Annotated in this window: 28 protein-coding genes; 18 read left to right on the forward strand and 10 right to left on the reverse strand. The window is 70.0% G+C overall.

Going from position 1 to position 26606, the window contains the following annotated elements:
* The 5 genes from QZV97_RS15565 to QZV97_RS15585 all read right to left on the reverse strand — a co-directional run.
* The coding region (locus tag QZV97_RS15565; protein WP_295644155.1) for a type IV pili methyl-accepting chemotaxis transducer N-terminal domain-containing protein at nt 1-1187 on the reverse strand (1187 nt) is incomplete at its 3' end.
* Nucleotides 1188-1442: 255 nt separating this feature from the next.
* Nucleotides 1443-1967 (reverse strand): chemotaxis protein CheW, encoded by a 525-nt coding sequence (locus QZV97_RS15570; protein ID WP_295644094.1) that lies wholly within the window; start codon nt 1965-1967, stop codon nt 1443-1445.
* A 41-nt stretch (nt 1968-2008) separates the two neighbouring features.
* A complete protein-coding gene (locus QZV97_RS15575) occupies nt 2009-2374 on the reverse strand; it encodes a response regulator (RefSeq protein ID WP_295644097.1) in 366 nt (121 codons plus the stop codon).
* Nucleotides 2375-2446: 72 nt separating this feature from the next.
* Complete coding sequence (locus QZV97_RS15580; protein WP_295644099.1) at nt 2447-2866, reverse strand: response regulator; 420 nt, start codon at nt 2864-2866, stop codon at nt 2447-2449.
* Between the two features lie 29 nt (nt 2867-2895).
* On the reverse strand, nt 2896-3048 hold the full coding sequence (locus tag QZV97_RS15585; protein WP_295644158.1) for a rubredoxin: 153 nt from the start codon (nt 3046-3048) through the stop codon (nt 2896-2898).
* Nucleotides 3049-3225: 177 nt separating this feature from the next.
* Here QZV97_RS15585 and QZV97_RS15590 point away from each other — a divergent pair, with 177 nt between their 5' ends.
* The 3 genes from QZV97_RS15590 (at nt 3226) to QZV97_RS15600 (ending at nt 7625) form a co-directional block, all read left to right on the forward strand.
* Entirely contained in the window at nt 3226-4185 is a 960-nt protein-coding gene (locus QZV97_RS15590; RefSeq protein ID WP_295644102.1) for a bifunctional hydroxymethylpyrimidine kinase/phosphomethylpyrimidine kinase, read from the forward strand.
* 10 nt (nt 4186-4195) lie between these two features.
* Nucleotides 4196-5503: a glutamate-1-semialdehyde 2,1-aminomutase gene (hemL, locus tag QZV97_RS15595; protein ID WP_295644105.1), complete on the forward strand. Its 1308-nt coding sequence runs from the start codon at nt 4196-4198 to the stop codon at nt 5501-5503.
* 190 nt (nt 5504-5693) lie between these two features.
* Entirely contained in the window at nt 5694-7625 is a 1932-nt protein-coding gene (locus tag QZV97_RS15600) for a methyl-accepting chemotaxis protein (RefSeq protein ID WP_295644109.1), read from the forward strand.
* Here QZV97_RS15600 and QZV97_RS15605 read toward each other — a convergent pair whose 3' ends face one another.
* Together QZV97_RS15605 and QZV97_RS15610 are read right to left on the reverse strand one after the other, a co-directional pair.
* Nucleotides 7626-8093 (reverse strand): DUF6152 family protein, encoded by a 468-nt coding sequence (locus QZV97_RS15605; RefSeq protein WP_295644112.1) that lies wholly within the window; start codon nt 8091-8093, stop codon nt 7626-7628. It abuts the gene before it with no gap.
* A 128-nt stretch (nt 8094-8221) separates the two neighbouring features.
* Nucleotides 8222-8665, reverse strand: coding sequence for a hypothetical protein (locus tag QZV97_RS15610; protein WP_295644116.1), 444 nt, complete (start codon nt 8663-8665; stop codon nt 8222-8224).
* Nucleotides 8666-8716: 51 nt separating this feature from the next.
* Between QZV97_RS15610 and mpl the strand changes: the two genes are divergently transcribed.
* The 15 genes from mpl (at nt 8717) to QZV97_RS15685 (ending at nt 22510) form a co-directional block, all read left to right on the forward strand.
* Nucleotides 8717-10078 (forward strand): UDP-N-acetylmuramate:L-alanyl-gamma-D-glutamyl-meso-diaminopimelate ligase, encoded by a 1362-nt coding sequence (gene mpl / locus QZV97_RS15615; protein WP_295644119.1) that lies wholly within the window; start codon nt 8717-8719, stop codon nt 10076-10078.
* Nucleotides 10079-10091: 13 nt separating this feature from the next.
* Nucleotides 10092-10721 (forward strand): YqiA/YcfP family alpha/beta fold hydrolase, encoded by a 630-nt coding sequence (locus QZV97_RS15620; RefSeq protein ID WP_295644161.1) that lies wholly within the window; start codon nt 10092-10094, stop codon nt 10719-10721.
* 36 nt (nt 10722-10757) lie between these two features.
* A complete protein-coding gene (locus QZV97_RS15625; RefSeq protein WP_295644122.1) occupies nt 10758-12809 on the forward strand; it encodes an RNB domain-containing ribonuclease in 2052 nt (683 codons plus the stop codon).
* Nucleotides 12810-12815: 6 nt separating this feature from the next.
* Complete coding sequence (locus QZV97_RS15630) at nt 12816-13709, forward strand: energy transducer TonB (protein ID WP_295644124.1); 894 nt, start codon at nt 12816-12818, stop codon at nt 13707-13709.
* Complete coding sequence (gene aroE, locus QZV97_RS15635) at nt 13706-14566, forward strand: shikimate dehydrogenase (protein ID WP_295644127.1); 861 nt, start codon at nt 13706-13708, stop codon at nt 14564-14566. Before QZV97_RS15630 ends, aroE begins: the two co-directional genes overlap by 4 nt.
* Complete coding sequence (locus QZV97_RS15640; protein WP_295644130.1) at nt 14563-15324, forward strand: transglycosylase domain-containing protein; 762 nt, start codon at nt 14563-14565, stop codon at nt 15322-15324. Before aroE ends, QZV97_RS15640 begins: the two co-directional genes overlap by 4 nt.
* Nucleotides 15325-15354: 30 nt before the next feature.
* Nucleotides 15355-15960 (forward strand): hypothetical protein, encoded by a 606-nt coding sequence (locus QZV97_RS15645; RefSeq protein ID WP_295644133.1) that lies wholly within the window; start codon nt 15355-15357, stop codon nt 15958-15960.
* Entirely contained in the window at nt 15957-16496 is a 540-nt protein-coding gene (locus QZV97_RS15650; protein WP_295644134.1) for a TlpA disulfide reductase family protein, read from the forward strand. Before QZV97_RS15645 ends, QZV97_RS15650 begins: the two co-directional genes overlap by 4 nt.
* A gap of 87 nt (nt 16497-16583) precedes the next feature.
* Nucleotides 16584-17033, forward strand: a complete 450-nt coding sequence (gene aroQ / locus QZV97_RS15655; protein WP_295644164.1) for a type II 3-dehydroquinate dehydratase — start codon at nt 16584-16586, stop codon at nt 17031-17033.
* A 69-nt stretch (nt 17034-17102) separates the two neighbouring features.
* Nucleotides 17103-17573, forward strand: a complete 471-nt coding sequence (gene accB / locus QZV97_RS15660; protein ID WP_295644136.1) for an acetyl-CoA carboxylase biotin carboxyl carrier protein — start codon at nt 17103-17105, stop codon at nt 17571-17573.
* Nucleotides 17574-17586: 13 nt separating this feature from the next.
* Nucleotides 17587-18936: an acetyl-CoA carboxylase biotin carboxylase subunit gene (accC, locus tag QZV97_RS15665; RefSeq protein WP_295644138.1), complete on the forward strand. Its 1350-nt coding sequence runs from the start codon at nt 17587-17589 to the stop codon at nt 18934-18936.
* A complete protein-coding gene (gene prmA, locus QZV97_RS15670) occupies nt 18936-19838 on the forward strand; it encodes a 50S ribosomal protein L11 methyltransferase (protein WP_295644140.1) in 903 nt (300 codons plus the stop codon). Before accC ends, prmA begins: the two co-directional genes overlap by 1 nt.
* A gap of 33 nt (nt 19839-19871) precedes the next feature.
* Nucleotides 19872-21014, forward strand: coding sequence for a zinc-ribbon and DUF3426 domain-containing protein (locus QZV97_RS15675; RefSeq protein ID WP_295644142.1), 1143 nt, complete (start codon nt 19872-19874; stop codon nt 21012-21014).
* Nucleotides 21015-21071: 57 nt separating this feature from the next.
* Nucleotides 21072-21977 carry a carbohydrate kinase family protein gene (locus tag QZV97_RS15680; RefSeq protein WP_295644144.1) on the forward strand — a complete coding sequence of 302 codons (906 nt, stop codon included), beginning with the start codon at nt 21072-21074 and terminating at the stop codon, nt 21975-21977.
* A 161-nt stretch (nt 21978-22138) separates the two neighbouring features.
* Complete coding sequence (locus QZV97_RS15685) at nt 22139-22510, forward strand: hypothetical protein (protein WP_295644146.1); 372 nt, start codon at nt 22139-22141, stop codon at nt 22508-22510.
* Between the two features lie 67 nt (nt 22511-22577).
* On the opposite strand, the gene QZV97_RS15690 is transcribed toward QZV97_RS15685, so the two are convergent.
* From QZV97_RS15690 to QZV97_RS15700, 3 genes are all read right to left on the reverse strand, one after another.
* Entirely contained in the window at nt 22578-23015 is a 438-nt protein-coding gene (locus tag QZV97_RS15690; protein ID WP_295644148.1) for a histone H1-like repetitive region-containing protein, read from the reverse strand.
* A 175-nt stretch (nt 23016-23190) separates the two neighbouring features.
* Nucleotides 23191-24429 carry a ribonucleotide-diphosphate reductase subunit beta gene (locus QZV97_RS15695; protein ID WP_295644150.1) on the reverse strand — a complete coding sequence of 413 codons (1239 nt, stop codon included), beginning with the start codon at nt 24427-24429 and terminating at the stop codon, nt 23191-23193.
* Between the two features lie 140 nt (nt 24430-24569).
* Nucleotides 24570-26606 (reverse strand): ribonucleoside-diphosphate reductase subunit alpha (locus QZV97_RS15700; protein WP_295644152.1); only part of this gene is annotated, 2037 nt, incomplete at its 5' end.

The raw sequence follows: 26606 nt of genomic DNA on the forward strand, positions 1-26606 counted from the left end.
TGCGTCAGGTCGCCTTCGGCCACCGTCTGCAGTTCGTTCATCAGCCGCAGAATGGCCGCCTGGTTGGCGTCGTTGACGCGCTTGGCTTCCTGCTCCTGGCGCTCGGCTTCCTCGCGCTGCTGGTTGGCGATCGCGGCACGCTGGCGCTGGTCCTGCAGCGACACGTACAGCAGGCCGCCGATGCCGGCCAGCACGAGCAGCAGCGAGACGATGATCAGCAGCAGGCTGCCGAAGCCGAGACCGGCCCGCGACTGCAGCTGCGACTGCACCTCCTGCAGGCCCTTGCGCAGCGGTTCGCTGTCGGCAACGATCTGCGACTGCGCCTCGCGCGCGGACACCAGGCCCTGCAGGTTGCCCAGGATGGCGCCGGCCTGCACGCGGGTCTCTTCGTACTGCTTGAGCAGCGCCTGCAGGCGCTCGCGGGTCGCCGCATCCTTGGTGCCGGGCAGGCGCAGGTCGGCGTTGCCGTCGAGCAGGCCCTGGGCGATCTCGCGGAAGGAGTTGAGGTCCTTGCCGAGCAGGAACACCGCCTCGGGCGACACGCCCTCCACGGTGAGGAACTCGTTGGCCGACTTGCCGATGCGCTGGGTCAGCATCACGACCTGGCCCACCGCCGACAGCTCGGCCGGCGACGCGTCCTGCTGCAGCTTCAGCGACGACACCGTCTCGGCGATCTCGAGCAGGTCCGACGACTGGCGGTTGATGCCGCGCAGCGCCTGGCTCACCTCGGTCAGCGTCTTCTGCTGCGACAGCACGGTGTTGGAGTTCTTCTCGGCCTTGTCGATCAGCGGCATCAGCGGCTCGAGCGTGGGCTGGACGCCCGTCGGCGCCTGCGAGACCGTCTCGCTGCCGGCCTGCAGGCCGCGGGTCGCACCGGCCAGCACGCCGACGCTTTCCTTCACTTCCGGGAAGGCCGCGGTGCTGCCGACCAGGGCCTGCGACACCGACTTCGCCAGACGCTGCGACTGCATCAGCGCGTCACCGGCGGCGGCCACCTGGCTCGCGCTCTGGTTGGCCGAGTTCAGCGCCAGACCGGTCACCGTGATCAGGCCGACCAGGCCCAGCACGAAGATCCCGGCCAGCACGCGCCGCTGCTCGGCCGCCGGCAGGCCGCCGATCATCGGCAGGCCGCCGCCGCTGCGCGGCTCGCCGCCTTCGATGCGGGTCTCGCCGAAGGCGTCGGGCATCTCGGACGGCGCAGCCTCGGAGATGATCGACGAATCGGGGTTCTGCACCGTGGCCTGCTGGGTCGGCGCCATGTCGAGCGTGGCCGTGCCGTCCGGTCCCACGACCAGGTCGTCGGCGCCCGGGTAGGCGTCGTCGAAAGACAGGTCGTCGTCGTTCGACTTGCGTTGACCCAGACCCTTGAACTTGTTCAGAAAGCCCATAAAAGCCTCTCGCTCACCTCGGTGGTTCGGTCGGCGTGCTCCGGCGGCTTGCGCTCACCGGGCAATCCTCAGAAAAGCATCCTCGCTGGCCAGCGCGGCCAGCTGCAACTCTTGCCAGCGGCGGCCGCTGGCATCGCTGTAGCGCCCGCCGGCGAAGGCCGGCCGGGCCGGATCGTCGGCGTCGCGCGTCATCTGGTCGGCGCCGCGCAGACCGGCCAGCCGGTCGACGAGCAGCGCGCAATTGATCTCGAGCCCCGGATTGAAGGCCACCAGGCGCGACTGCTCGCGCCCGATGTCGCTCATCGCCGTGGCCCGCAGTCCCAGGAAGGACGCCAGGTCGACGACGCCGTGCAGGCGACCGCGCAGGTTGGCCACGCCCAGGAACCAGGCGCTGGTGTGCGGCACCGCGACCAGCGCGGCCAGCGGGAAGATCTCGCCGGCCTGCCCGAGCGGCAGCAGCACGCCCTGGCCCGCGCACTCGACCGCCAGCCAGCTGGCGGTGTCGGTCTGCAGGCGCGCGCTCTGCAGGCGCTCGGCCAGCCGGCTTTGCAACTCGCGCAGCGCTTCCTTCTTGGCCATGCCCTGGAGATCCCGTTGCGGTGCGGTTCAGCGTCGCGGCTTCAGTCGAAGGCGCGGATCTTGGCCACCAGCTCGTCGGCATCGACCGGCTTGACCACGTAGTCGCGTGCGCCCTGGCGCATGCCCCAGACCTTGTCGGTTTCCTGGTTCTTGCTGGTGCACATGATCACGGGCACGTCCAGGAAGCGCGGGTCGCGGGTGATGGCGCGCGTGAGCTGGAAGCCGTTGAGCCCCGGCATCACGACGTCCATCAGGATCAGGTCCGGCTTCTCCTCGCCGAGCCGCTTCATGGCCTCGTCGCCGTTCTCGGCGGTGCGCACCTTGTAGCCGCGCTTGCTGAGCAGGTCGGACAGGAAATGCAGTTCGGTCTTCGAATCGTCGACCAGCAGGATCTTCTCGATCGCCATGGTGGGGTCCTCGTTATCGGGGGGCCGGCACGCGCCCTGCCAGGCACGCGGCGGGGCGACGGCGCACGGCCGTCATGCCGCGCGGCGGTGCTGTTGCACCGCCTGCAGCAACTGGTCTTTGGTGAAGGGCTTGGTCAGATAGTCCTCGGAGCCGACCATGCGGCCGCGCGCCTTGTCGAACAGGCCGTCCTTGGACGACAGCATGATGACCGGCACGCCGGAGAACTTGGGGTTGCGCTTGATGATGGCGCAGGTCTGGTAGCCGTCCAGGCGCGGCATCAGGATGTCGCAGAAGATCAGGTGCGGCTGGTGGTCGTTGACCTTGGCCAGCGCATCGAAGCCGTCCTCGGCCAGCACGACCTGGTGACCGCCCTGCTTGAGGAAGATCTCGGCGCTGCGGCGGATGGTGTTGCTGTCGTCGATGACCAGGACGCGCACCACCTCGGCGGCGGTCTCGGACCCCGCTCCCTCTTGCGTCAGCGCTTGGTTCACCGGCCGTTCTCCTCAACGAAGCCCACGGGTCAGATCTGCACCATCTCGAAGTCCTCCTTGCGGGCTCCGCATTCGGGACAGGTCCAGTTCATCGGCACATCGGCCCAGGCGGTACCCGGAGCGATACCGTGCTCCGGATCCCCGGCTGCCTCGTCGTACATCCACCCACAGATGAGGCACATCCAGGTTCGCGGTTCGCTCACGGTGTCTTGACTGTTCACTACAATGAAAAAGAATTGTAGCGAGCGCCCTCAGCGAAAAGACAAGGGTTAGTGGGCACATACGCAACATTCCTCATAAAACTCTGGAACTCCGTGACCCCCTGCGCACCGCGGGCCCCGTCACCGAACTGACCGCCGATGAACACCCCCGCGCAGAGCGCGACCGAGTCCCCCGAAGTGCCCGTCGGCGACGCGCCGCCGGCCTGCGTGATGAGCTTCAACGCCAGCGACCCGAGCGGCGCCGGCGGCCTGGCCGGGGACGTCTCGACGATCGCCGCGATGGGCGCGCACGCACTGCCGGTCGTCACCGCCATCGTGCTGCGCGACACCGCCGAGGTCTTCGAGTCGCACGAGATCGAGGCCGACACCATCGTCGAGCAGGCCCGCAGCATCCTCGAGGACATCACGATCTCGGCCTGGAAGGTCGGCTTCCTCGGCAGCGCCGAGGGCGTGGCCGGCGTGGCCGAGGTGCTGAGCGACTACCCCGACGTGCCGCTGGTGGCCTACATGAACGGCGTGTCGTGGCTGGACGAGGACGACCAGCAGGCCTACCTCGATGCCTGGCGCGAGCTGATCCTGCCCGCCACCGAGGTGCTGGTCGGCAACCAGCAGACGCTGGTCGACTTCCTGCTGCCCGAGTGGGACGGCGAGCGCCCCCCGTCAGCGCGCGAACTGGCGGTCGCCGCCGGCGAGCTGGGCACCAAGTACGTGCTGGTCACCGGCATCGCGCTGCCGGCCGGCAAGGGCAGCGAGGCCTACGTCGACAACGTGCTGGCCTCGCCCCAGGGCGCGATCACCGGCGAGAAGTTCGAGCGCTTCGACGCCGCCTTCATCGGCGCCGGCGAGACGGTCTCGGCCGCGCTGGCCTCGCTGCTGGCGAGCGGCCAGGACCTGCACCTGGCCGTGTCCGAGGCGCTGAGCTTCCTCGACCAGGCGCTGGACGCGGGCTTCCGTCCCGGCATGGGCAATGTCGTGCCCGACCGCTTCTTCTGGGCGCTGCCCGAGGCCGACCCGGGCGCCGAGGGCGACGAGCCCGAGGGCGAGCCCCTAGCCGAGGACCCGACCACGCCCGACCGCGGCCCGCGCCGCATCCACTGAATCCGCCGCGATGGCCGACTCCCGCAATTCGCAACTGTTCGAGCGCGCCCAGCGCAGCATCCCCGGCGGCGTCAATTCGCCGGTCCGTGCCTTCCGCGCAGTCGGCGGCACGCCGCGCTTCATCGCGCGCGCCGAAGGCCCCTACCTGTGGGACGCCGACGGCAAGCGCTACATCGACTACATCGGCTCCTGGGGTCCGATGATCCTGGGCCACGGCCACCCGGCCGTGCTGGAGGCGGTGCAGAAGGCGGCGCGCGACGGCTTCAGCTTCGGCGCGCCGACCGAGCGCGAGATCGAGCTGGCCGAAGAGATCCTGCAACTGGTGCCCGGCGTCGAGCAGGTGCGCCTGGTCAGCTCAGGCACCGAGGCGGCGATGAGCGCGCTGCGGCTGGCGCGCGGCGCGACCGGCCGCAGCAGGATCGTCAAGTTCGAGGGCTGCTACCACGGCCATGCCGACGCGCTGCTGGTCAAGGCCGGCTCGGGCCTCGCGACCTTCGGCCACCCGACCTCGGCCGGCGTGCCGCCCGAGGTGGTGCAGCACACGCTGGTGCTGACCTACAACGATCTCGCCGGGCTCGAAGCCGCCTTCGACGCCCACGGCCGCGACATCGCCTGCGTGATGATCGAGCCGATCGCCGGCAACATGAACTTCGTCCGTACCGCCGTGCCCTACATGCGGCGGCTGCGCGAGCTGTGCACGCAGCACGGCGCCTTGCTGGTCTTCGACGAGGTGATGACGGGCTTCCGCGTCGCGCTCGGCGGCGCACAGAGCGTGTATGCGAAGGCGATCCCCGGGTTCAAGCCCGACCTCAGCGTCTTCGGCAAGGTCATCGGCGGCGGCATGCCGCTGGCGGCCTTTGCCGGGCCCAGGGCGATCATGGAACAGCTGGCGCCGCTCGGCCCGGTCTACCAGGCCGGCACGCTGAGCGGCAACCCGGTGGCCACCGCCTGCGGGCTGGCGACGCTGCGCGAGATCCGCAAGCCCGGCTTCTTCGAGGCCTTGTCGCAGAGCACCCGGCGCCTCACCGATGGCCTGCTGTCCGCCGCGCGCGAGGCCGGCGTACCGATGGTCGGCGACTGCGAAGGCGGCATGTTCGGCTTCTTCTTCCCGCGCACGGCCGGCGAGAGCCTGCCGCAGAACTACGGCCAGGTGCTGGCGACCGACAAGGATCGCTTCAACACCTTCTTCCACGCGATGCTGGACGCCGGCGTCTACCTCGCGCCGGCGCTCTACGAGGCCGGCTTCGTCAGCGCGGCCCACAGCGCTGCGGATCTGGAAGCGACGCTGGCGGCTGCGCGGTCTGCACTGGCCGCCTGAGCCCGCTCGGGCCACCGCCCGGGACCTGATCGCATCGGCCGGATGGCCGCGCCGTCGCCGTGACGTCGTTCGACGACGACCGCGGATCGCCCGAACTGCATGGTGTTCAAACCTTTTATTCGCTCAAGGTTTCGGTGTCACGGTCGTAATCTCGCTGTAGGGAGTTCTTGATCACCCCGGAGTCACGACTGTGCAGACGCTTTCCAACCTCGGCATCGGCCGCAAGTTCATCGTGCTGGGCGTGCTCGCCTCGCTCGCGGTCATCGTCCCCGCCACGCTGTACTGGCGAGCGGCGGTGAAGGACCTCGACTTCGTCACGCTCGAAGCCGCCGGCACGCCGACGATGCGTGGCCTGTACACCGCGATTCGCGTGACGCAGGAGCACCGCGGCCTGTCGGCCGGCGCGCTGGCCGGCAACGCCAAGGCCCGCGACGCGCGGCCCGCCAAGGCCCAGGAGGCCGACCAGGCGATCGACGCCATGACCGCGCTGCTGGCCGGTGCGGCCGGCGCCGACAAGCTGCGCGAGCGCTGGGCCGAGAGCGCCGCGCAGTGGCGCAAGCTGGCAAGCGAGGTGGCCGCCGGCACGACGACCGGCCCCGACAGCTTCCGCCGCCACACCGAGATCGTCGGCGCCCAGATGGCGGTGCTGAGCGACGCGATGGACTTCTACGTCTGGTCGCTGGATCCCGAGATCAACACCTACTTCACGATGTCGGCGACCGCCGGCGACGGCGTGCTGCTGACCGAGCGCCTCGGGCAGCTGCGGGCCGCCGGCACGCGCATGCTGACGCAGCAGAAGCTGACGCCGGACGACCGCCGCCAGATCGGCACGCTGGTGGCGCTGGCCACGGACGGTCACGACCGCGTGCGCAGCTCGCTGACCAAGGCCATGGTCGCCGACCCGGCCTTCGCCGAGCGGTTCAAGACCCCGCTGGCCGAACTGCAGAAGGGCGTCACCGAGGCGCTGGAGCTGGCGATCGCCGAGCTCGAGCTGGCCGACCAGGCGACCCACGATCCGAACGCCTACTTCGCGACGATGACCGGCGTGATCAAGCGTCAGTTCGACGTGAACCAGATCGGCACCGAGTTGATCGATCGCACGCTGCAGGCACGCGCCGCGACGGTGCGCAACACGCTGTTCGTCGGCGTGGTGGCCTGCGTGCTGCTGGCGCTGGGCTTCGGCCTGTTCGCCTGGTGGGTGGCGCAGACCACGACGCGGGGCCTGCGCGGCGCGCAGCGCTCGGCCCGGGCCATCGCCGAGGGTGACCTGACGGCACCCGTTCCGCAGGCCGGGCGCGACGAAGTCGGCCAGCTGCTCGATGCGCTGCGCGCGATGCAGACCAATCTGTCGCGGATCGTCGGCGGCGTCCGCGGCAACGCCGAGAGCGTGGCCACCGCCAGCGCGCAGATTGCGCAGGGCAACAACGACCTCTCGAGCCGTACCGAGCAGCAGGCCAGCGCACTGCAGGAAACCGCGGCATCGATGGAGGAGCTCGGCAGCACCGTCACCCAGAACGCCGACAACGCGCGCCAGGCCAACCAGCTGGCGCAGAGCGCCTCGACCGTCGCGACGCAGGGCGGCCACGTCGTCGGCCGCGTCGTCGAGACGATGAAGGGCATCAACGACAGCTCGCGCAAGATCGCCGACATCATCGGCGTGATCGACGGCATCGCCTTCCAGACGAACATCCTGGCGCTCAACGCCGCGGTCGAGGCAGCGCGCGCCGGCGAACAGGGTCGCGGCTTCGCGGTTGTCGCCAGCGAGGTGCGCAACCTGGCGCAACGCAGCGCCGGCGCGGCCAAGGAGATCAAGGCGCTGATCACCGCCAGCGTCGAGCGCGTCGAGCAGGGGACGGCGCTGGTCGACCAGGCCGGCACGACGATGAGCGAGGTCGTTGCGTCGATCCGCCGCGTGACCGACATCGTCGCGGAGATCAGCGGCGCCAGCACCGAGCAGTCCTCGGGCGTGGCCCAGATCGGCGAGGCAGTGAGCCAGATGGATCAGGCGACGCAGCAGAACGCCGCGCTGGTCGAGGAATCGGCGGCCGCGGCCGAGAGCCTGAAGGCCCAGGCCGAGCAGCTGGTCAGCGCGGTCTCGGTGTTCCGGCTCGCGCCGGCCTGATCAGGCCGGCGAGGAGCGCAGGCCGTAGCTGGCCGCACCGACGAACAGGTACTCGACCCGCAGGATCGCCTCGCCCTGCTCGCCGGCGAACGTGAAGCCGACCATGGCGACCGCGTCGCCGTTGCGGATCTCGGCCACCTTCCAGGCCTCCATGCGCGTGAGCGGCGCGCACTCGATGTGCCAGACCTTGTCCTTGCGACGCGGCAGCTCCGCCCGCGCCAGCAGGCCCGCGCCGTCGACCGGCGACGACTGCGCCGGCACCGGTCGCCGCGCCAGGTCGGCCGGCAGCCTGAGATCGGGCGCGACCTCGAGGTCGAACTCGACGTGCGGGTTGCGCCACGCGACCTTGCGTGCCGTGCCCGCCAGGTAGACCGGACGCCCCTGGTCGAAGCTGCTCCAGCCGTGGTGCGCGAGCGCGGGAGGCAGCGGCAGGGCCGCCGCGGCGAGCAGGAGAAAACGACGTTGCATGAGAAGCTCCTTGAATCAGTGACGCGCAGCACCGGCACAAGCCAGCAGACGCCGCGGATCCGGCTCCGCCGGTCCGCCAGCGTCGCCCCCTCGAGGGGGAGCGGCGAAGCCGCAACGGGGGTGGGTCATCAGTAGTAGGCGATCCAGCGACCGCAGATGATGACGGCCAGCCAAAGACCCAGCGACGCGAGGGTCTGCGCGCGCGCCACGCCGTCCAGCCTGTCGAGGCTGCCGCGCGAGTGGAAGGCCGCCGCGTTGAGGCCGGCGACCATCAGCAGCGTCATCTTCAGCACGAAGACACGATTGCCGAGCATCTCGACGGCCTGGCTGGCGAACATCAGCAGGCCGGTCAGCGCGGCGAGGCCGAAGCCGGCCAGCGTCAGCGGCAGCGCGAGCCGCGCCAGCGGCTGCACCGGCAGCGCCGCACCCAGGCCCCAGACGCGCAACTCGAACACCACCAGGCTGCCCAGCAGCAGCGCGATGCCGACGACGTGCAGCGACTCGAGCAGCGGATAGAGCCAGGGGTGGCTGGCGATCCACGCGAAGGCGGTGAAGTCGGCGCGCTCCTGCATGCCGCGGACCATACATCGAGACCATCACGGGGCGACTCCTAGAATCCGCTCATGCATCTTCATGTCCTGGGCATCTGCGGCAGCTTCATGGGCGGGCTGGCCGCGCTGGCCCGCGAGGCCGGTCACCGCGTGACCGGCTGCGATGCCGGCGTCTACCCGCCGATGAGCGACCAGCTGCGCGCCCAGGGCATCGAGCTGATCGAGGGCTGGGGGGTCGACCAGCTGGCGCTGAAGCCCGATCTCTTCGTCATCGGCAACGTGGTCTCGCGCGGCAACGCGCTGATGGAGGCGATCCTCGATGCCGGCGCGCGCTACACCAGCGGCCCGCAATGGCTGTCCGAGCACGTGCTGCCGGGCCGTCACGTGCTGGCGGTGGCCGGCACGCACGGCAAGACCACGACGACCTCGATGCTGGCCTGGATCCTCGAGGCCGCGGGCCTGCAGCCCGGCTTCCTGGTCGGCGGCGTGCCCCAGAACTTCGGCGTCTCGGCCCGCGTCGGCCAGCGTGAGCCCTTCGTCATCGAGGCCGACGAGTACGACACCGCGTTCTTCGACAAGCGCAGCAAGTTCGTGCACTACCGGCCGCGCACCGCGGTGCTGAACAACCTGGAGTTCGACCACGCCGACATCTTTGCGGACCTCGCGGCGATCGAGACCCAGTTCCACCACCTGCTGCGCACCGTGCCGGCCAGCGGCCGCGTGGTCGTGAACGCGCGCGAGGACAGCCTCGCACGCGTGCTCGAGCGCGGCTGCTGGAGCGATGTCGCGCGCTTCGGCGTGCGCGGCGACGTGCCGGGCTGGCGCGCGCGCGGCGAACCGCATGCCTTCGACGTGCTGAGGTCGGGCGTCAAGGTGGGCCGCGTCGAGTGGTCGCTGCTCGGCGAGCACAACCAGCTCAATGCACTGGCGGCGATCGCCGCGGCCGAGCATGTCGGCGTCGCGCCGGCCGAGGCGGCACAGGCGCTGGCGCGCTTCGAGAACGTCAAGCGCCGGCTGGAGCTGCGCGGCGAGGTCGCCGGCGTGAAGGTCTACGACGACTTCGCGCACCACCCGACCGCGATCCGCACGACCATCGACGGCCTGCGCCGCCGCATCGGCCCGATCGGCGAAGGCCCGCGCATCCTGGCGGTCTTCGAGCCGCGCTCCAACACGATGAAGCTCGGCACGATGAAGGCCCAGCTGCCCTGGGCGCTGGAAGAGGCCGAGCTGGCCTTCTGCCACAGCGGCGGGCTGGGCTGGGACGCCGCCGAGGTGCTGGCGCCGATGGGCGAACGCGCCGTCGTCGCGGACACGATCGACGGCCTGGTGCGGCGCGTCGCCCAGGCTGCGCGGCCCGGTGACCACGTGCTGTGCATGAGCAACGGCGGCTTCGGCGGCATCCACGCCAGGCTGCTGGCGGCGCTGGCGCCGTGATGCCGCCGCGATGATGCAAGGTGGGCCGAACGGCGGGCGAGGCGCCGTCAGGCATCTGCTCTACCTGCACGGGTTCCGTTCTTCGCCGGGCTCGACGAAGGCGCAGCGCATGGCGGCCGAGGTCGCGGCACTGCAGGCACGCGGGGTCGACATCGAATGGAGCTGTCCGCAACTGCCGCCCTCGCCGGCCGAGGCACGCGAGCTGATCGACGCGCTGGCCGCGTCCTGGCCGGCCGAGCGCATGGCGGTGATCGGCAGCTCGCTCGGCGGCTTCTACGCGACCGTGCTGGCCGAACGTCGAGGCTGCCGTGCCGTGCTGCTGAACCCCGCCGTCGAGCCGGCGCGCGACCTGGCGCGCCACATCGGCGAGCTGACCGTTTGGCACGACCCGGCCCTGCGCTTCGAGTTCACCGCCGCGCACGTCGAGGAACTGCGCGCGATGCGGCCCGGCGACATCGTCGATGCGCAGCGCTACCTCGCCGTGATCGCCAAGGGCGACGAGCTGCTCGACTGGCGCGAGATGCGGGCGCGCTACGCCGGCGCGCACCTCAAGCTGCTCGAGGGCAGCGACCACGCGTTGACGGACTTCGACCTCCACCTGCCCGACGTCCTGGCCTTCCTCGGCCTCGATCGCCCGGCCTGAGTCCGGGGCCTTGGAGCCCGAGGCGACAATAGAGCGATGTATGCGCTGTTCGAAGATGCCGGCAAGTTCCTGGCCGGCCGGGTGATGTCCGAGGCCGAGAGTTCGCTGCAGGTCGAGCTCGACTCCGGCAAGCGGGTCAAGGTGAAGAGCGCCCATGCGCTGCTGCGTTTCGCCAAGCCGGCGCCGGCCGAGCTGCTGGCGCAGGCGCAGGCGCTGTCCGGCGAGATCGATCTCGACCTGGTCTGGGAGGCCGCCCCCGACGAGGAGTTCGGCTTCGACGAGATCGCCCGCGAGTACTTCAGCGCCGATGCCGACGCCCCGCAGCGGGCGGCGACGCTGCTGCGGCTCTTCGACGCGCCGCACTACTTCCACCGCCGCGGCAAGGGGCGCTTCCGCAAGGCGCCGGAGGACGTGCTGAAGCAGGCGCTGCTGGCGATCGAGCGCAAGGCCCAGCAGGCGCGGCAGATCGACGAGTGGGCGGCCGCGCTCGCGGCCGGCGACTGCCCGGTGCCGATCCGCGACCAGCTCTACCGGATCCTCTTCAAGCCCGACAAGAACGGCCCCGAGTACAAGGCCGTCGTCGAGGCCTCGAAGCGCTCGCACCAGGCCCCGCTCGACCTGCTCAAGGCGGCCGGCGCCATCACCAGCCCCTACCAGTTCCACTGGAAGCGCTTCCTCTTCGAGTTCTTCCCCAAGGGCACGACCTTCCCGCCGCTGGCGGCGCCGCAGATCAAGGAAGAACTGCCGCTGGCCGGGTGCCAGGCCTTCTCGATCGACGACTCGTCGACGACCGAGATCGACGACGCGCTGTCGGTGCAGGGCCTGGGCACGGACACCATCACCTTCGGCGTGCACATCGCCGCGCCGGCGCTGGCCATCGCGCCCGGCTCGGCAGTCGACCAGGTCGCGCGCACGCGCTGGTCCACGGTCTACATGCCCGGCCACAAGCTGACCATGCTGCCCGACGAGGTGGTGCGGGCCTACACGCTGGTCGAGGGCCGCGACTGCCCGGCGGTGTCGGTCTACTTCGCCTTCGATGCCGCCACGCTGGCGCTGAAGCAGGCCGAGACGCGCCTGGAACGCGTGCCCATCGTCGCCAACCTGCGCCACGACCAGCTCGACGCGGTGATCACCGAAGCCGCGCTGACCGGCGAGGCGACGGCCACTTACGCGCATGCCGACGAGCTGGCCTTCGCCTTCCGGCTGGCGCGGCACCTCAAGGCCCAGCGCGAGGTGGCGCGCGGCAAGCCCGAGAACTTCAACCGCCCCGACTACAGCTTCAAGCTCGACGGCGTGCAGGGCACCGAACCCGACGGCAGCGAGACGGTGGTCATCGGCGAGCGCAAGCGCGGCTCGCCGCTCGACCTGATCGTGGCCGAGGCCATGATCCTGGCCAACAGCCACTGGGGCGGCTGGGTCGCCGAATGCGGCGTGCCGGCGATCTACCGCAGCCAGGCCAGCATGGCGCCCGGCATCAAGGTGCGCATGGGCGTGCGGCCGGCGCCGCATGCCGGCATGGGCGTGAAGCAGTACGCCTGGTCGACCTCGCCGCTGCGGCGCTACGTCGATCTGGTCAACCAGTGGCAGATCGTCGCCTGCGCGCGGCATGGCCGCACCGCGGCGCTGGTCGCACCGTTCAAGCCCAAGGACGCGGAGCTCTTCTCGGTGATCTCCGGCTTCGATGCCGCTTACAGCGCCTACAACCAGTTCCAGAACGGCCTGGAGCGCTACTGGACGCTGCGCCACCTCGAGCAGGCCGGCATCACGGAGCTGGACGCGGCCGTGATGAAGGACGGTCTGGTGCGCGCCGAGACCCTGCCGCTGGTGTTCCGTGCGCTCGGCTGCGAGAGCCTGCCGCGCGGCACGCGCGTGCGTGTGCGCATCACCGGCACCGACCTGCTGACGCTGGACGTCCATGCCAGCCTGGTGACGCGACTCGACGAGACGTCGGCGGCCAAGACTGACCCCTGCGACGAAGCCGAGGACGGCGAGGACGAAGCCGCGGCCGCCGCGCCCCTGGCGCTGGCGATCGACCTGCAGGATGGCGACAATGCCCCCGAGCCGGCCGACGCCGGCACCGCGAGCTGACCTTTCATGAAGAAGCCATCGAACCACGGCTGGTTGTCCGGGCTGCGACGGCTGAGCACGCTGCAGCTGGCGCTGCTGGTCTCCGTCGGCGTGCACGCCGCGCTGCTGACCGTGCGCTTCGTCGACCCCGAGGGCTTCAACCGCGTCTTCAAGGACACGCCGCTCGAGGTGATCCTCGTCAACGCGCGCTCGACCGAACCGCCGCTCAAGGCCCAGGCGATCGCGCAGGCGGCACTGGCCGGCGGCGGCGAGGCCCAGGCCGGCCGGGCGACGTCGCCGCTGCCGCCGTCGGCGCTGACCGAGGTCGGCGACTCGCTCGAGGACGCCCGCAAGCAGATCCAGCAGTTGCAGGAGCAGCAGATGCAGATGCTCGCGCAGATCCGCCGCGAGCTGGCACGCCTGCCGCCGCCCGATCCGCAGCGCGACCAGGGCAGCCCCGAGGCGCGCGCCCAGGCCGAGCAGCGTCGCCAGCTGGTGGAGATGCTGGCCGAGATCGAGAAGCGCATCAACACCGAGAACTCGCGCCCGCGCAAGCGCTACGTGAGTCCGTCGACCAGCGAGGCGGTCTACGCCGTGTACTACGACGTGCTCAAGCGCCGCATCGAGGAACGCGGCACGAAGAGCTTCCCGGAGGACAAGGGCCGCAAGCTCTACGGCGAGCTGGTGATGATGATCTGGGTCGACGCCGCAGGCCGGGTGATCGAGACCGAGATCGTCCAGGGCTCGGGTCAGCGCGTGCTCGACCGCCGGGCGCAGGCCATCGTGCGCGCCGCCGCGCCCTTCGGCCCCTTCAGCGACGCGATGCGCGCCCAGGCCGACCAGATCGCGGTCGTGTCGCGCTTCCGGTTCACGCGCGAAGAAGGCCTCGAGACGCGGCTGCTGCAGGCGCCCCAGCAATGAAGGACCGGTATGCCGTGGCCGGGCATCCGGTCGAGCACAGCCGCTCGCCCTTCATCCACGCGCGCTTCGCCGAGTCGACGGGCCAGCCGGTGGCCTATGGCCGGCTGCCCTGCCCGCCCGGCGCGTTCGCGGCGACCGTGCGCGGCTTCGCGGCCTCGGTCGAAGCCGGCTTCGGTCCGGCGCGCGGCTGCAACGTCACGGTGCCCTTCAAGTTCGAGGCGCCGGCGCTGGCGGGCCGGCTCACGCCGCGCGCCGCGCTGGCCGGGGCCGCCAACACGCTGCGCTTCGACACCGACGGCTGGCAGGCCGACAACACCGACGGTGCCGGCCTGGTGCGCGACATCACCGTCCACGCGGGCGTTGCACTGCAGGGCGCGCGGCTGCTGGTGGTCGGCGCCGGCGGCGCGGCCGCCGGTGTGCTGGGTCCGCTGCTCGAGGCCGGCCCGCAAGCGCTGGTGCTCGCCAATCGCAGCGTCGACAAGGCGCGCACGCTGGTCCAGCGGCACACCGCGCTGGCCGTGCGGCAGGGCGTCGAGCTGCGTGCGGCGCCGCTCGAGCGGACCGGGACGGCCTTCGACATCGTCGTCAACGCCACCGCCGCCAGCCTGTCGGGCGCCCCCGTGCCAGTGGCCGGCCAGGTGCTCCGGCCGGGCGCGCTGGCGCTGGACATGATGTACGGCGCGGCCGCCCGGCCCTTCCTCACCTGGGCCGGCGAGCACGGCGCGCACGGCCGCGACGGTCTCGGCATGCTGGTCGAGCAGGCGGCGGAGTCCTTCGCCTTCTGGCGCGGCGTCCGCCCGCCGACGACCGAGGTGCTGGCCGAGTTGCAGCGTGCAGTCGCGCAGGAGTCGGCATGATGAGGTGGCTGGCGCGCGGCCTGGTGCTGCTGCTGCTGAGCGCGGTCGCGCTGCAGCTGATGTTCGTGGCGCGCATCGCAATGATGGCGCTGGTGGACCCGCAGTCGACGAGCTTCCAGCGCAGCGAGATCTGGCGCCTGGCGACCGAACGCCACGAGGTCCTCTGGAGCCAGGCGTGGCGGTCCTACCCGCGCATCGGCGCGCCGCTCAAGCGCGCCGTCATCGCTGCCGAGGACGCGAGCTTCACCGACCACGGCGGCGTCGACTGGGAAGCGATCGAGAAGGCCTGGGAGCGCAACCAGCGCGCCGAGGCCCGCGCCGAGCAGCTGCAGTCACGACTGGAAGCGCAGCGCCCGAAGAAAGGCTCGACGCGGGCCGCCCCGCCGCCCAAGGTGGTCGGCGGCTCGACCATCACCCAGCAACTGGCGAAGAACCTGTTCCTGTCGGGGGAGCGCAGCCTGGCGCGCAAGGGCCAGGAATTCGTCGTCACCCACGTGCTGGAAGCGCTGCTGACGAAGGAGCGCATCCTCGAGATCTACCTGAACAGTGTCGAGTGGGGCGAGGGCCTGTTCGGCGCGCAGGCCGCGGCACGCCACTATTTCCGCGTCGACGCCGACCGGCTGGCGCCGATGCAGGCGGCCCGGCTGGCGGTGATGCTGCCGGCGCCCAAGCGCTTCGAGAAACGCCCCGGCTCGGCCTACATCGCCGGCCGCGCCGCCACCATCGTCGCGCGCATGGGCGCGGTCGAGCTGCCCTGAACGCCGGGCCGCCGCGACGCTCCAAGCCGCATGTCCGCCTCGACCCTCAGCGCCGAGATCGCCGCGACCGCCGCCCGGCTGGTGGTCGAGGAAGGGCTGGAGTACGGACCGGCCAAGCAGCGCGCCCTGAAGATCCTCGGCAAGCGCGGCCTGCCGGCCGGCGACCTGCCCGACAACGACCAGCTCGAGGACGAAGTGCGCAGCTACCTGGCGCTGTTCTGCGCCGACACCCAGCCGGCCGAGCTGGCGGCGCTGCGCGAGACGGCACTGCGGTGGATGGATCGCCTCGCGGTCTTCCGCCCCCACCTGACCGGCGCGGTCTGGCGCGGCACGGCCACCCGCCTCAACGACGTGCACCTGCAGCTCTACTGCGACGACCCCAAGTCGGCCGAGATCGCACTGCTGGATGCCGGCGTCTCCTACGAGGTCGGCAGCACCCGGGCTGCCGACGGTCGCCAGGTCGACGTGTTGAGCCTCGCCCAGCCGAACCGCGATCTGGGCGAGCGCGTCATCGTCCACCTCAGCATCCTGGACCACGACGACCTGCGCGGCGCGCTCAGGCCCGACGCTCGCGGCCGGACGCCGCGCGGCGACGCCGCAGCGCTGCGCCGACTGATGACGGAGAACCCCGAATGACCGACCCCAAGCCCCGCTCCGGCCTGAACCGCCGCCTCCTGATGGCCGGCGCAGCCGCCGCCGGCGTCGGGGCGGGCGCCTGGGTGGCCCTGCGCCGGCAGGCGCCGGTGGTCGCCGCCGGTCCTGATCTCTGGTCGCTGAGCTTCGATACCCCGAGCGGCGCACCCCTGGCCATGGCCAGCCTGCGCGGCAAGCCCCTGCTGATCAACTTCTGGGCCACCTGGTGTGCACCCTGCATCCGCGAGCTGCCGCAGATCGGTCGCTTCTACCGCGATTTCGGCCCCAACGGCTGGCAAGTTCTTGCTTTGGCCGTCGACAGCCCAACCCCGGTGCGCGAGTTCCTCGGCAAGCTGCCGCTGCCTTTCCCGGTGGCGCTGGCCGGCCTGGAGGGCAGCGAGCTGTCGCGCCAGCTCGGCAATGAACAGGGGGGCCTGCCCTTCAGCGTCGCCTTCGATGCCCGTGGCGCCGCGGCCCACCGCAAGCTGGGTGAAACCAGCTACGAGGAACTGGCCGGCTGGGCTCGTGCGATGGGCTGATCCGGCTCCGCCGCCGCATCGACCGCCGCGCTTTTTGCGCGTAAAGTCGCGCCTTCGCCGGCCGATCTGCCGGCATCCCAGCTGCTTCTGATGGAAATTCTCGTCCTGCACGGACCCAATCTCAACCTGCTCGGCAGCCGCGAGCCCTCGGTCTATGGCGCCACGACGCTGGCCGAGATCGACGCGATGCTGCAGAAGCGGGCCGCTGAGGCCGGGGTCGGGCTGGCCAGCTTCCAGAGCAACCACGAAGGCGCGCTGGTGGATCGGGTCCAGGCGGCCGGCCGCGACGGCACCCGCTTCATCCTGATCAATCCCGCCGCCCTCACCCACACCAGCGTGGCGCTGCGCGACGCGCTGGCCGCCGTGGCGATCCCGTTCGTCGAGGTGCACCTGTCCAACGTGCACCGGCGTGAGGCCTTCCGCCATCACTCCCATTTTTCGGACCTGGCCGACGGCGTGATCGCCGGCCTGGGCGCCAGCGGCTATCGGCTGGCGCTCGAATTCGCGCTCGAACGCCTGACCCCGGCCGCGCGCTGAACCGGCCCCTGCGGCGATCCCGCGGGCGGCCGGTGTTCCCACAAGTACAACCGTTGGAGAGAGAACCCCATGGACCTGCGCAAGCTCAAGACGCTGATCGACCTCGTGTCGGAGTCCAACGTCTCCGAACTGGAGATCACCGAGGCCGACGGCAAGGTCCGCATCGTCAAGAGCGCTTCGGTGGCGATGCTGCCGGTGGCCGCCCCGGCCGTCGTCGCGCCGGTCGTCATGCCGGCGGCCCCGACCGCGGGAGCCTCGGCTGCGGCACCGGCCGTCGCCCCGGCGCCCGAGCCGGCAGCGCCCGAGGGCCATGCCGTCAAGTCGCCGATGGTGGGCACCTTCTACCGTTCCGCCAGCCCCGGGGCCAAGGCCTTCGTCGAGGTCGGCAGCGAGATCAAGGAAGGCGAGCCGATCTGCATCATCGAGGCGATGAAGATCATGAACGAGATCGAGGCCGACAAGTCCGGCACGGTCACCAGGATCCTGTGCGAGAACGGCCAGGCGGTCGAGTTCGGTCAGCCGATGTTCATCATCGAGTGAGATCGGGGCCTTCATGTTCAAGAAGATCCTGATCGCGAATCGGGGCGAGATCGCCCTCCGCATCCAGCGCGCCTGCCGCGAGCTCGGCATCCGCGCCGTCATCGTCTACTCGGAGGCGGACCGCGACGCCAAGTACGTGAAGCTGGCCGACGAGGCGGTGTGCATCGGCCCGGCGGCATCGGCGCAGAGCTACCTCAGCATGCCGGCCATCATCGCGGCGGCCGAGGTGACCGACGCCGAGGCCATCCACCCCGGCTACGGCTTCCTGTCCGAGAACGCCGACTTCGCCGAGCGCGTGCAGCAGAGCGGCTTCGTCTTCATCGGCCCGACACCGGAAGCGATCCGCGTGATGGGCGACAAGGTCGCGGCCAAGCAGGCCATGATCAAGTCGGGCGTGCCGACGGTGCCGGGCGCCGAGGGCGCACTGCCCGACGACCCGAAGGAGATCATCCGCCAGGCCCGCGCCATCGGCTACCCGGTGATCATCAAGGCGGCCGGCGGCGGCGGCGGACGCGGCATGCGCGTCGTGCACACCGAGGCCGCGCTGGTGCACGCGGTGCAGACGACGCGGGCCGAGGCGGGTGCCGCCTTCGGGAACCCGGCCGTCTACATGGAGAAGTTCCTCGAGAACCCGCGCCACATCGAGATCCAGGTGCTGGCCGACACGCACCGCAACGCCGTCTGGCTGGGCGAGCGCGACTGCTCGATGCAGCGGCGCCACCAGAAGATCATCGAGGAAGCGCCGGCCCCGGGGATCCCGCGCCGCGTGATCGAGCGCATCGGCGAGCGCTGCGTGGCCGCCTGCAAGAAGATCGGCTACCGCGGCGCCGGCACCTTCGAGTTCCTCTACGAGAACGGCGAGTTCTACTTCATCGAGATGAACACCCGCGTGCAGGTCGAGCACCCGGTGACCGAACTCGTGACCGGCATCGACATCGTGCAGATGCAGATCCTGGTCGCCGCCGGCGAGAAGCTGCCGTTCACGCAGCGCCAGATCGAGCTGAACGGCCATGCGATCGAGTGCCGCGTCAACGCCGAGGATCCGTACAAGTTCACGCCCTCGCCGGGCCGCATCACGATGTGGCACCCGCCGGGCGGCCCGGGCGTGCGTGTCGATTCGCATGCGTACACCAACTACTTCGTGCCGCCGAACTACGACTCGATGATCGGCAAGATCATCACGCACGGCGACAACCGCGACCAGGCGCTGGCGCGCATGCGCACCGCGCTGCTCGAGACCGTGGTCGAGGGCATCCAGACCAACATCCCGCTGCACCGCGAGCTGATGGTGGATGCCAAGTTCGTCGAGGGCGGCACCAGCATCCACTACCTCGAAGGCTGGATGGCCCAGCGCAAGCGCTGATGCACGAGCTCGTGCTGCGCGCGCCGGAGGCCGCGGTCGAGACGCTGTCCGACGCGCTGATGGAGCTGGAGGCGCTGTCGGTCTCGGTCGAGGACGCGGACGCCGACACGCCGGCCGAGCAGGCCCTGTTCGGCGAGCCGGACATGCCGGCGCCGGCGCCCGGCTGGCAGCAGTCGACGCTGCGCGCGCTGTTCGCCGACGAGGCCGCGGCCACCGCGGCCGCCACGCTGCTGCTGAGCCAGGACTGGGCCGCCGGTGTCGTGCTGCAGGCCATCGAGGCGGTGCCGGACCAGGACTGGGTGCGGCTCACGCAATCGCAGTTCGCCCCGGTCGAGATCACGCCGACCTTCTGGATCGTGCCCACCTGGCACGAGGCCCCGGCCGCGGCAACGCAGGTGATCCGCCTCGACCCGGGCCTCGCCTTCGGGACCGGCACCCACCCGACGACACGCATGTGCCTGCGCTGGATCGCGGGCCACGAGACGGCCGTCCACGGCGCGCGCGTGCTGGACTACGGCTGCGGCTCCGGCATCCTGGCGATCGGCGCGGCGCGTTTCGGCGCGGCGGAGGTCGTGGCCGTCGACATCGACCCGGCCGCGCTGCAGTCCACGCGCGACAACGCCGCGGCCAACGGTGTTGCCTTCGCCGTGGGATCGCCGGACGCGGCGGGGCCGCCGTCGGCGGCCTATCCGGTGGTGCTGGCCAACATCCTGGCGACGCCGCTCAAGCTGCTGGCACCGCTGCTCGGCGCGCACGTCGCGCGCGGCGGCCACCTCGTGCTGGCCGGCATCCTGGCGCGCCAGGCGCAGGAGTTGCAAGCAGCCTACGCACCGCAACTCGCGCTGCAGGTGGCCGACGAAGAAGACGGCTGGATCCTGATGACCGCCCGGCGTGCGGACTGAGACAGCCCACACCCCGATGGCATCATCCGACGCATGAGCCTGGCCACCCGCTGCACTTCCTGCGGCACGATCTTTCGGGTCGTGCAGGACCAGCTCAAGGTGTCGGAAGGCTGGGTGCGTTGCGGGCGCTGTCAGGAGGTCTTCAACGCGCTCGAAGGCCTGTTCGACCTCGAGCGCGAAGCGCCGCCGCAGCGCAAGCTCAGCGCCACGCAGCTGGTGGCGCAAGGCATGGCCGAGTTCGTGGCCAGCCATCCGCCGCGTCCTGGCGAGGACAGCCAGCAACCCTTCCCCGCCACCGACGAAGGCGATGCCATCGAATCGCGCTTCCTCGCCGCACCCAGCGGCAGCGGCGAACTCGGCGTGGCCGCCCGACCCGGCGGTGACGCGCATCCCGACTTTGCCGACGCACGCTTCCCCAGCGAACTGCCGCTCGATGCCGCCGACGAGCCGCAACCCGGCATCGACCTCGGACTCGAAGCGCCGCCGCCTGCAGCGCCCGAGCCGGCGCCGCCGCTGCTGCAGCGCTGGCGTGACAAGCGCGCGGCCCGGCGTGCCGCGAGCCTCTCGTCGCCGCAGGAGCCGACGATGGGCGAGGCCGCGGCGGCCCGCCTGGCCGAGCCTGCGGCGGCCCCGCTGCCGCCCGGCGCTCCCGGTTTCCTGCGACAGGCCGAGGCCGAGGCGCGCTGGCAACGTCCGCGCGTGCGTGTCTCGCTGGTCGTGCTGGGCACGCTGCTGCTGGGCGTGCTGCTGACGCAGATCGCGGTGCAGTTCCGCGACGCCTTCGCCACGCAATGGCCCGAGTCCCGCCCGACGCTCGAGACCTTGTGCGAGCTGCTCGACTGCCGCATCGAGCCCTTGCGCCGGCTGTCGGCCGTGACCGTCGAGGCCAGCGGCCTGACGCAGGTCGAGGGCAGCGAGGCCTACCGGCTCAACGTGACCCTGCACAACCGCAGCGCGGTGCCGATCGCGCTGCCGGCCGTGGAGCTGAGCCTGACCGATGCGACCGGCGCACTGATCTCGCGGCGCGCCCTCGTGCCGGGCGACTTCCGTGCGCTGCCGGGCCAGGCACCGCCCGCTCCCGTGCTGGCGGCGAGTTCCGAAGCCCAGCTGCAAGCCCTGCTGAGCGCGCGCGGGCTGCGCATCAGCGGCTACACCGTCGAGCTTTTCTATCCCTGAGACCCCCGCCCAGGGCTGCACCGTGCCGGCCCGGCGCCCTTCATTCCCGGAGTTCCCATGCCTGCCCTGATCTGCGGTTCGCTCGCCTTCGACACCATCACCACCTTCCCCGGCCGCTTTGCGCAGCAGATCCTGCCGGAGCAGATCCACATCCTGAACGTGTCCTTCCTGGTGCCGACGCTCAAACGCGAGTTCGGCGGCTGCGCCGGCAACATCGCCTACACGCTGCAGCAGCTGGGCGGAGCGCCGGTGGTGATGGCCACGGTGGGCGCCGACGGCGACGGCTACCTGGAGCGGCTGACGGGCTGGGGCGTCGAGACGACCCTGGTCCGGCGCATCGAGGAGAGCTACACCGCGCAGGCCATCATCATCACCGACCAGGACAACAACCAGATCACGGCCTTCCACCCCGGAGCGATGCAGTTCGCGCAGCGCACGGCGGTGCCGGCGCGCCAGGACCTGGCGCTGGCGATCGTCGCCCCCGACGGACGCGACGCGATGATCGAGCATGCGGCGCAACTGGCCGCCGCCAGCATCCCCTTCGTCTTCGATCCTGGCCAGGGCCTGCCGATGTTCGACGGTGCGGAACTGCGGCGGTTCATCGAGCAGGCCAGCTGGGTCGCCGTCAACGACTACGAGGCCCGCATGCTGTGCGACCGGACCGGCCTGAGCCTGGAGCAACTGTCGCGTTCGCACCTGCGCGGCGTGATCGTGACCCTCGGGGCCGACGGCTGCGAGGTCTGGGAGCAAGGCCAGGCCCAGCGCGTACCCGGCGTCCAGGCCGCGGCGGTCGTCGACCCGACCGGCTGCGGCGATGCCTTCCGCGGCGCGCTGCTCTACGGCCTGGAGCGCGGCTGGTCGCTGGCCCGCTGCGCGGCGCTGGGCAACCGTGTCGGGGCGCTGAAGATCGCCTGTGCCGGCCCGCAGAATCACCGCATCGATCGCGCATCGCTCGAGCTCTGAAGTCGCGGCCAGCGTGCACAAAGCACGCGTCGGCGACGCCACATCCCCCGCCAAGTCGGAACGCGGCGCGATGGATTCACGCCTGCGGTGCATCCACGCGCGCTAACGTCGAGCGAAAGGCGAGGCGCCGGGTCGCGACCCGAGCGAACGAGGAAGGCAAGATGAACATCACGACCTGGTTGCTGCTGATCTGTTCGGCGCTGGCGCTCGCAGCGCTGGCCTGGTTCGTCTCGGCGTGGTGGTACGGGCGCAAGCTCGTCGACCTGCAGCAGCGGCTGGACAAGGTCCGGCACGCCGCCAATCAGCAGTCGGCCGCCTCACGGCACCAGATCACGGTGCTGCAGAAGGAGCTGGCGGAGCGTCCGCCGCTCAGCAAGTCGCAGCGCGCAGTGCGCGACGAAGCCGCCGAGGCGGCGGCGCGCAAGCAGGCGCTGGAGGCTTCGCTCGATCAGGCGGCCACGCCGCGTGCGCCCGCGAACGGCTTCGCCGACACGCAGCCGCTGTCGGTGCCGCCGACGAACCTGGCGCGCTGACCCGGTAACGGGCCGACAACGAAAAAGCCCGGCCGAAGCCGGGCTTTCAAGCTCAGGAAGTCCGCTCTCAGGGCTTGGTGCCCGTGGGGAACGGCCACGCAGCCTGGGGGCTGAGCGTGGTCTTCGCTGCGGGGGCCGCAGGCGCAGCCGGAGCTGCAGCGGCCTTTTTCGCAGCCGGCTTCTTCGCTGCTTTCTTCGCCGCAGGCTTCTTGGCCTTCTTGGCAGCAGGCTTCTTGGCCTTCTTCGCCGCAGGCTTCTTGGCCTTCTTGGCAGCAGGCTTCTTGGCGACCTTCTTGGCCGCCTTCTTCTTGGCAGGCGCCTTCTTGGCCGCCGCCTTCTTCGCCGGTGCCTTCTTGGCAGCGGCCTTCTTCGCCGGCGCCTTCTTCTTGGCCGGAGCCTTCTTCGCCGCGGCCTTCTTGGCCGGGGCCTTCTTCGCCGCCGCCTTCTTGGCCGGGGCCTTCTTCTTCGCCGGGGCCTTCTTGGCCGCCTTCTTCGCAGTTGCCATCACGATTCTCCTTGATCAAGTTGCAAAGAGCACCGCACCGCTCGAGCGGTACGGCGATTCACCGCCTGAGGCATCTTGGAGAAATGCTCCAGGTCGGCGAATGCTGTCGTGGGCAATGCGATGGCGCTTCGGGCGTCGCCAGCCGTCTCACCCACAGATCTAGGTTCCGTCTTCTTCACTCGTTCCAGTCGAGCGCCCCGCCCGACTGGTACTCCGTCACCCGACCTTCGAAGAAGTTGGTCTCCTTCTTCAGGTCGATCATCTCGCTCATCCACGGGAACGGGTTTTCCTCGTTCGGGAAGAGCGCTTCCAGGCCGATCTGCACCGCGCGCCGGTTCGCGATGTAGCGCAGATAGCCCTTGAACATGCTCGCGTTCAGACCCAGCACGCCGCGCGGCATGGTGTCTTCGGCGTAGCGGTACTCCAGCTCGACGGCCTTCAGGAACAGCGCCTTGATCTCGGCCTTGAACTCGGGCGTCCACAGGTGCGGGTTCTCGAGCTTGATCTGGTTGATCAGGTCGATGCCGAAGTTGCAGTGCATCGACTCGTCGCGCAGGATGTACTGGTACTGCGTCGACGCGCCGGTCATCTTGTTCTGCCGGCCGAGCGCGAGGATCTGCGTGAAGCCGACGTAGAAGAACAGGCCCTCCATCAGGCAGGCAAAGACGATCAGGCTCTTGAGCAGAGTCTGGTCGGTCTCCGGCGTGCCGGTGTGGAAGTTCGGGTCCATGATCGCCTCGATGAAGGGGATCAGGAACTCGTCCTTGTCGCGGATCGACTGCACCTCGTGATAGGCGTTGAAGATCTCGCTCTCGTCGATGCCGAGCGACTCGACGATGTACTGGTAGGCGTGCGTGTGGATCGCCTCCTCGAAGGCCTGGCGCAGCAGGAACTGGCGGCACTCGGGGGCGGTGATGTGCCGGTAGGTCCCGAGCACGATGTTGTTGGCGGCCAGCGAATCGGCGGTGACGAAGAAGCCGAGGTTGCGCTTGATGATGCGGCGCTCGTCTTCGGTCAGGCCGTTGGGGTCCTTCCACAAGCCGATGTCGCGGCTCATGTTCACTTCCTGCGGCATCCAGTGGTTGGCGCAGGTGGCCAGGTACTTCTCCCAGGCCCACTTGTACTTGAACGGCACCAGCTGGTTGACGTCGGTCTGGCCGTTGATGATGCGCTTGTCGGCGACGTTGACGCGACGCGTGCTGACGGCGGACGAAACCGCAGAGGCGACCGTCGACTTCAACGGCATCCCGACCGGCGGGGTCGGCAGCGGCGCTTCGAAGGGAGTCGCACTCGGGACCGACAGGCTCGAAATCAGGGGTGACGATTCTGTGGCCCGTGCATCGCGCAGCGATGAGGGCGGAAGGTGATGCGTCGCAGTGGCGGTTGAACGAGAGTCGTCTTCCCAAACCAGCATGGTGTACGTCCTGTCGATTGAATTATCGGATTGTTGTGTTCAAACACCAAGCACTTGTTGACATCGATGCGATGAAGTTGTTGCGATCGTGCATCGCTCGAGCTCGCGTGCACGATCGCTTCGGGCGCATCGCGTCGTCGTCACTGACAGGCTTCGCACGTCGGATCGTCGATGGCGCAGAACTTCATGTCGGTCGCCGGCGCGCTGCTCGCCGCGGCGATCTGCGCGCGCGCCGCAGCCGCTGCCGCGTCGACGCTGCCGCCGCGATCGACCGCGTTGAGCTGGCTGCCCGTGACCGTCGACTTCTCCGCATGCGTCGCGCCGATGGTGCGCAGGTAGTACGTGGTCTTCAGGCCGCGCTGCCACGCGAGCTTGTAGGTGTCGTCGAGCTTCTTGCCCGAGGCACCGGCCATGTAGATGTTGAGGCTCTGCGCCTGGTCGATCCACTTCTGGCGACGCGACGCGGCTTCGACCAGCCACACCGGCTCGACCTCGAAGGCGGTCGCGTACAGCGACTTCAGCTCCTCGGGCACGCGGTCGATGCGGCGCAGTGAGCCGTCGAAGTGCTTCAGGTCCATCACCATCACGTCGTCCCACAGGCCCAGCTTCTTCAGGTCGCGGACCAGGTACTCGTTGATGACGGTGAAGTCGCCTGACAGGTTGTTCTTCACCGACAGGTTGCTGAACGAAGGCTCGATCGACGCATCGACGCCGATGATGTTGGAAATGGTCGCCGTCGGCGCGATCGCAACGCAGTTGCTGTTGCGCATGCCGTGCTGCGCGATGCGGGCGCGCAGCGCGTCCCAGTCCAGCGTGCTGGAGCGATCGACCTCGACGTGGCCGCCGCGCTCGCCGGCCAGCAGGTCGAGCGTGTCCTGCGGCAGGATGCCGCGGTCCCACAGCGAGCCGCGGTAGCTGGAGTAGCGGCCGCGCTCGGCCGCCAGTTCGGTCGACGCCCAGTAGGCGTGATAGCAGACCGCCTCCATCGAGCGGTCGGCGTAGTCGACCGCCCGCTGCGACGCATAGGGAATGCGCAGCTGATACAGGCTGTCCTGGAAGCCCATCACGCCCAGTCCGACCGGGCGGTGGCGCAGGTTGGAGTCGCGGGCCTTCTTGACCGCGTAGTAGTTGATGTCGATGACGTTGTCGAGCATGCGCATCGCGGTCGACACGGTCTTCTTCAGCTTGGCGTGGTCGATCTCGAGGCCGGCGTCGCCTTGCTTCAGGTGCTGCGCGAGGTTGACCGAGCCGAGGTTGCAGACGGCGATCTCGCTGTCGTTCGTGTTCAGCGTGATCTCGGTGCACAGGTTCGACGAGTGCACGACGCCCACATGCTGCTGCGGCGAGCGCACGTTGCAGGCGTCCTTGAAGGTGATCCAGGGATGCCCGGTCTCGAACAGCATCGACAGCATCTTGCGCCACAGGTCCTTGGCCGGCAGGCGCTTGAAGAGCTTGAGCTCGCCGCGGTCGACCTTGGCCTCGTAGGCGGTGTAGGCCTGCTCGAAGGCCTTGCCGAACTTGTCGTGCAGGTCCGGGCAGGTGGACGGCGAGAACAGCGTCCAGTCGCCGCCTTCGACCACGCGCCGCATGAACAGGTCCGGGATCCAGTTGGCCGTGTTCATGTCGTGGGTGCGCCGCCGGTCGTCGCCGGTGTTCTTGCGCAGCTCCAGGAACTCCTCGATGTCGAGGTGCCAGGTCTCCAGGTAGGCGCAGACCGCGCCCTTGCGCTTGCCGCCCTGGTTGACGGCGACCGCGGTGTCGTTGACCACCTTCAGGAAGGGCACGACGCCCTGCGACTCGCCGTTGGTGCCCTTGATGTGGCTGCCGAGCGCGCGCACGTTGGTCCAGTCGTTGCCCAGGCCGCCGGCGAACTTGGACAGCAGCGCGTTCTCCTTGATGGCCTCGTAGATGCCGTCCAGGTCGTCGGCCACGGTCGTCAGGTAGCAGCTCGACAGCTGCGAGCGGCGCGTGCCGGCGTTGAACAACGTCGGCGTGCTGGACATGAAGTCGAAGGTCGACAGCACCTCGTAGAACTCGATCGCGCGCGCCTCGCGGTCGACCTCGTTCAGCGCCAGGCCCATCGCCACGCGCATGAAGAAGGCCTGGGGCAGCTCGATGCGCTTCTTGCGCACGTGCAGGAAGTAGCGGTCGTACAGCGTCTGCAGGCCGAGGTAGTC

The organism is uncultured Methylibium sp. (assembly GCF_902826655.1).
Classification (GTDB): domain Bacteria; phylum Pseudomonadota; class Gammaproteobacteria; order Burkholderiales; family Burkholderiaceae_C; genus Methylibium.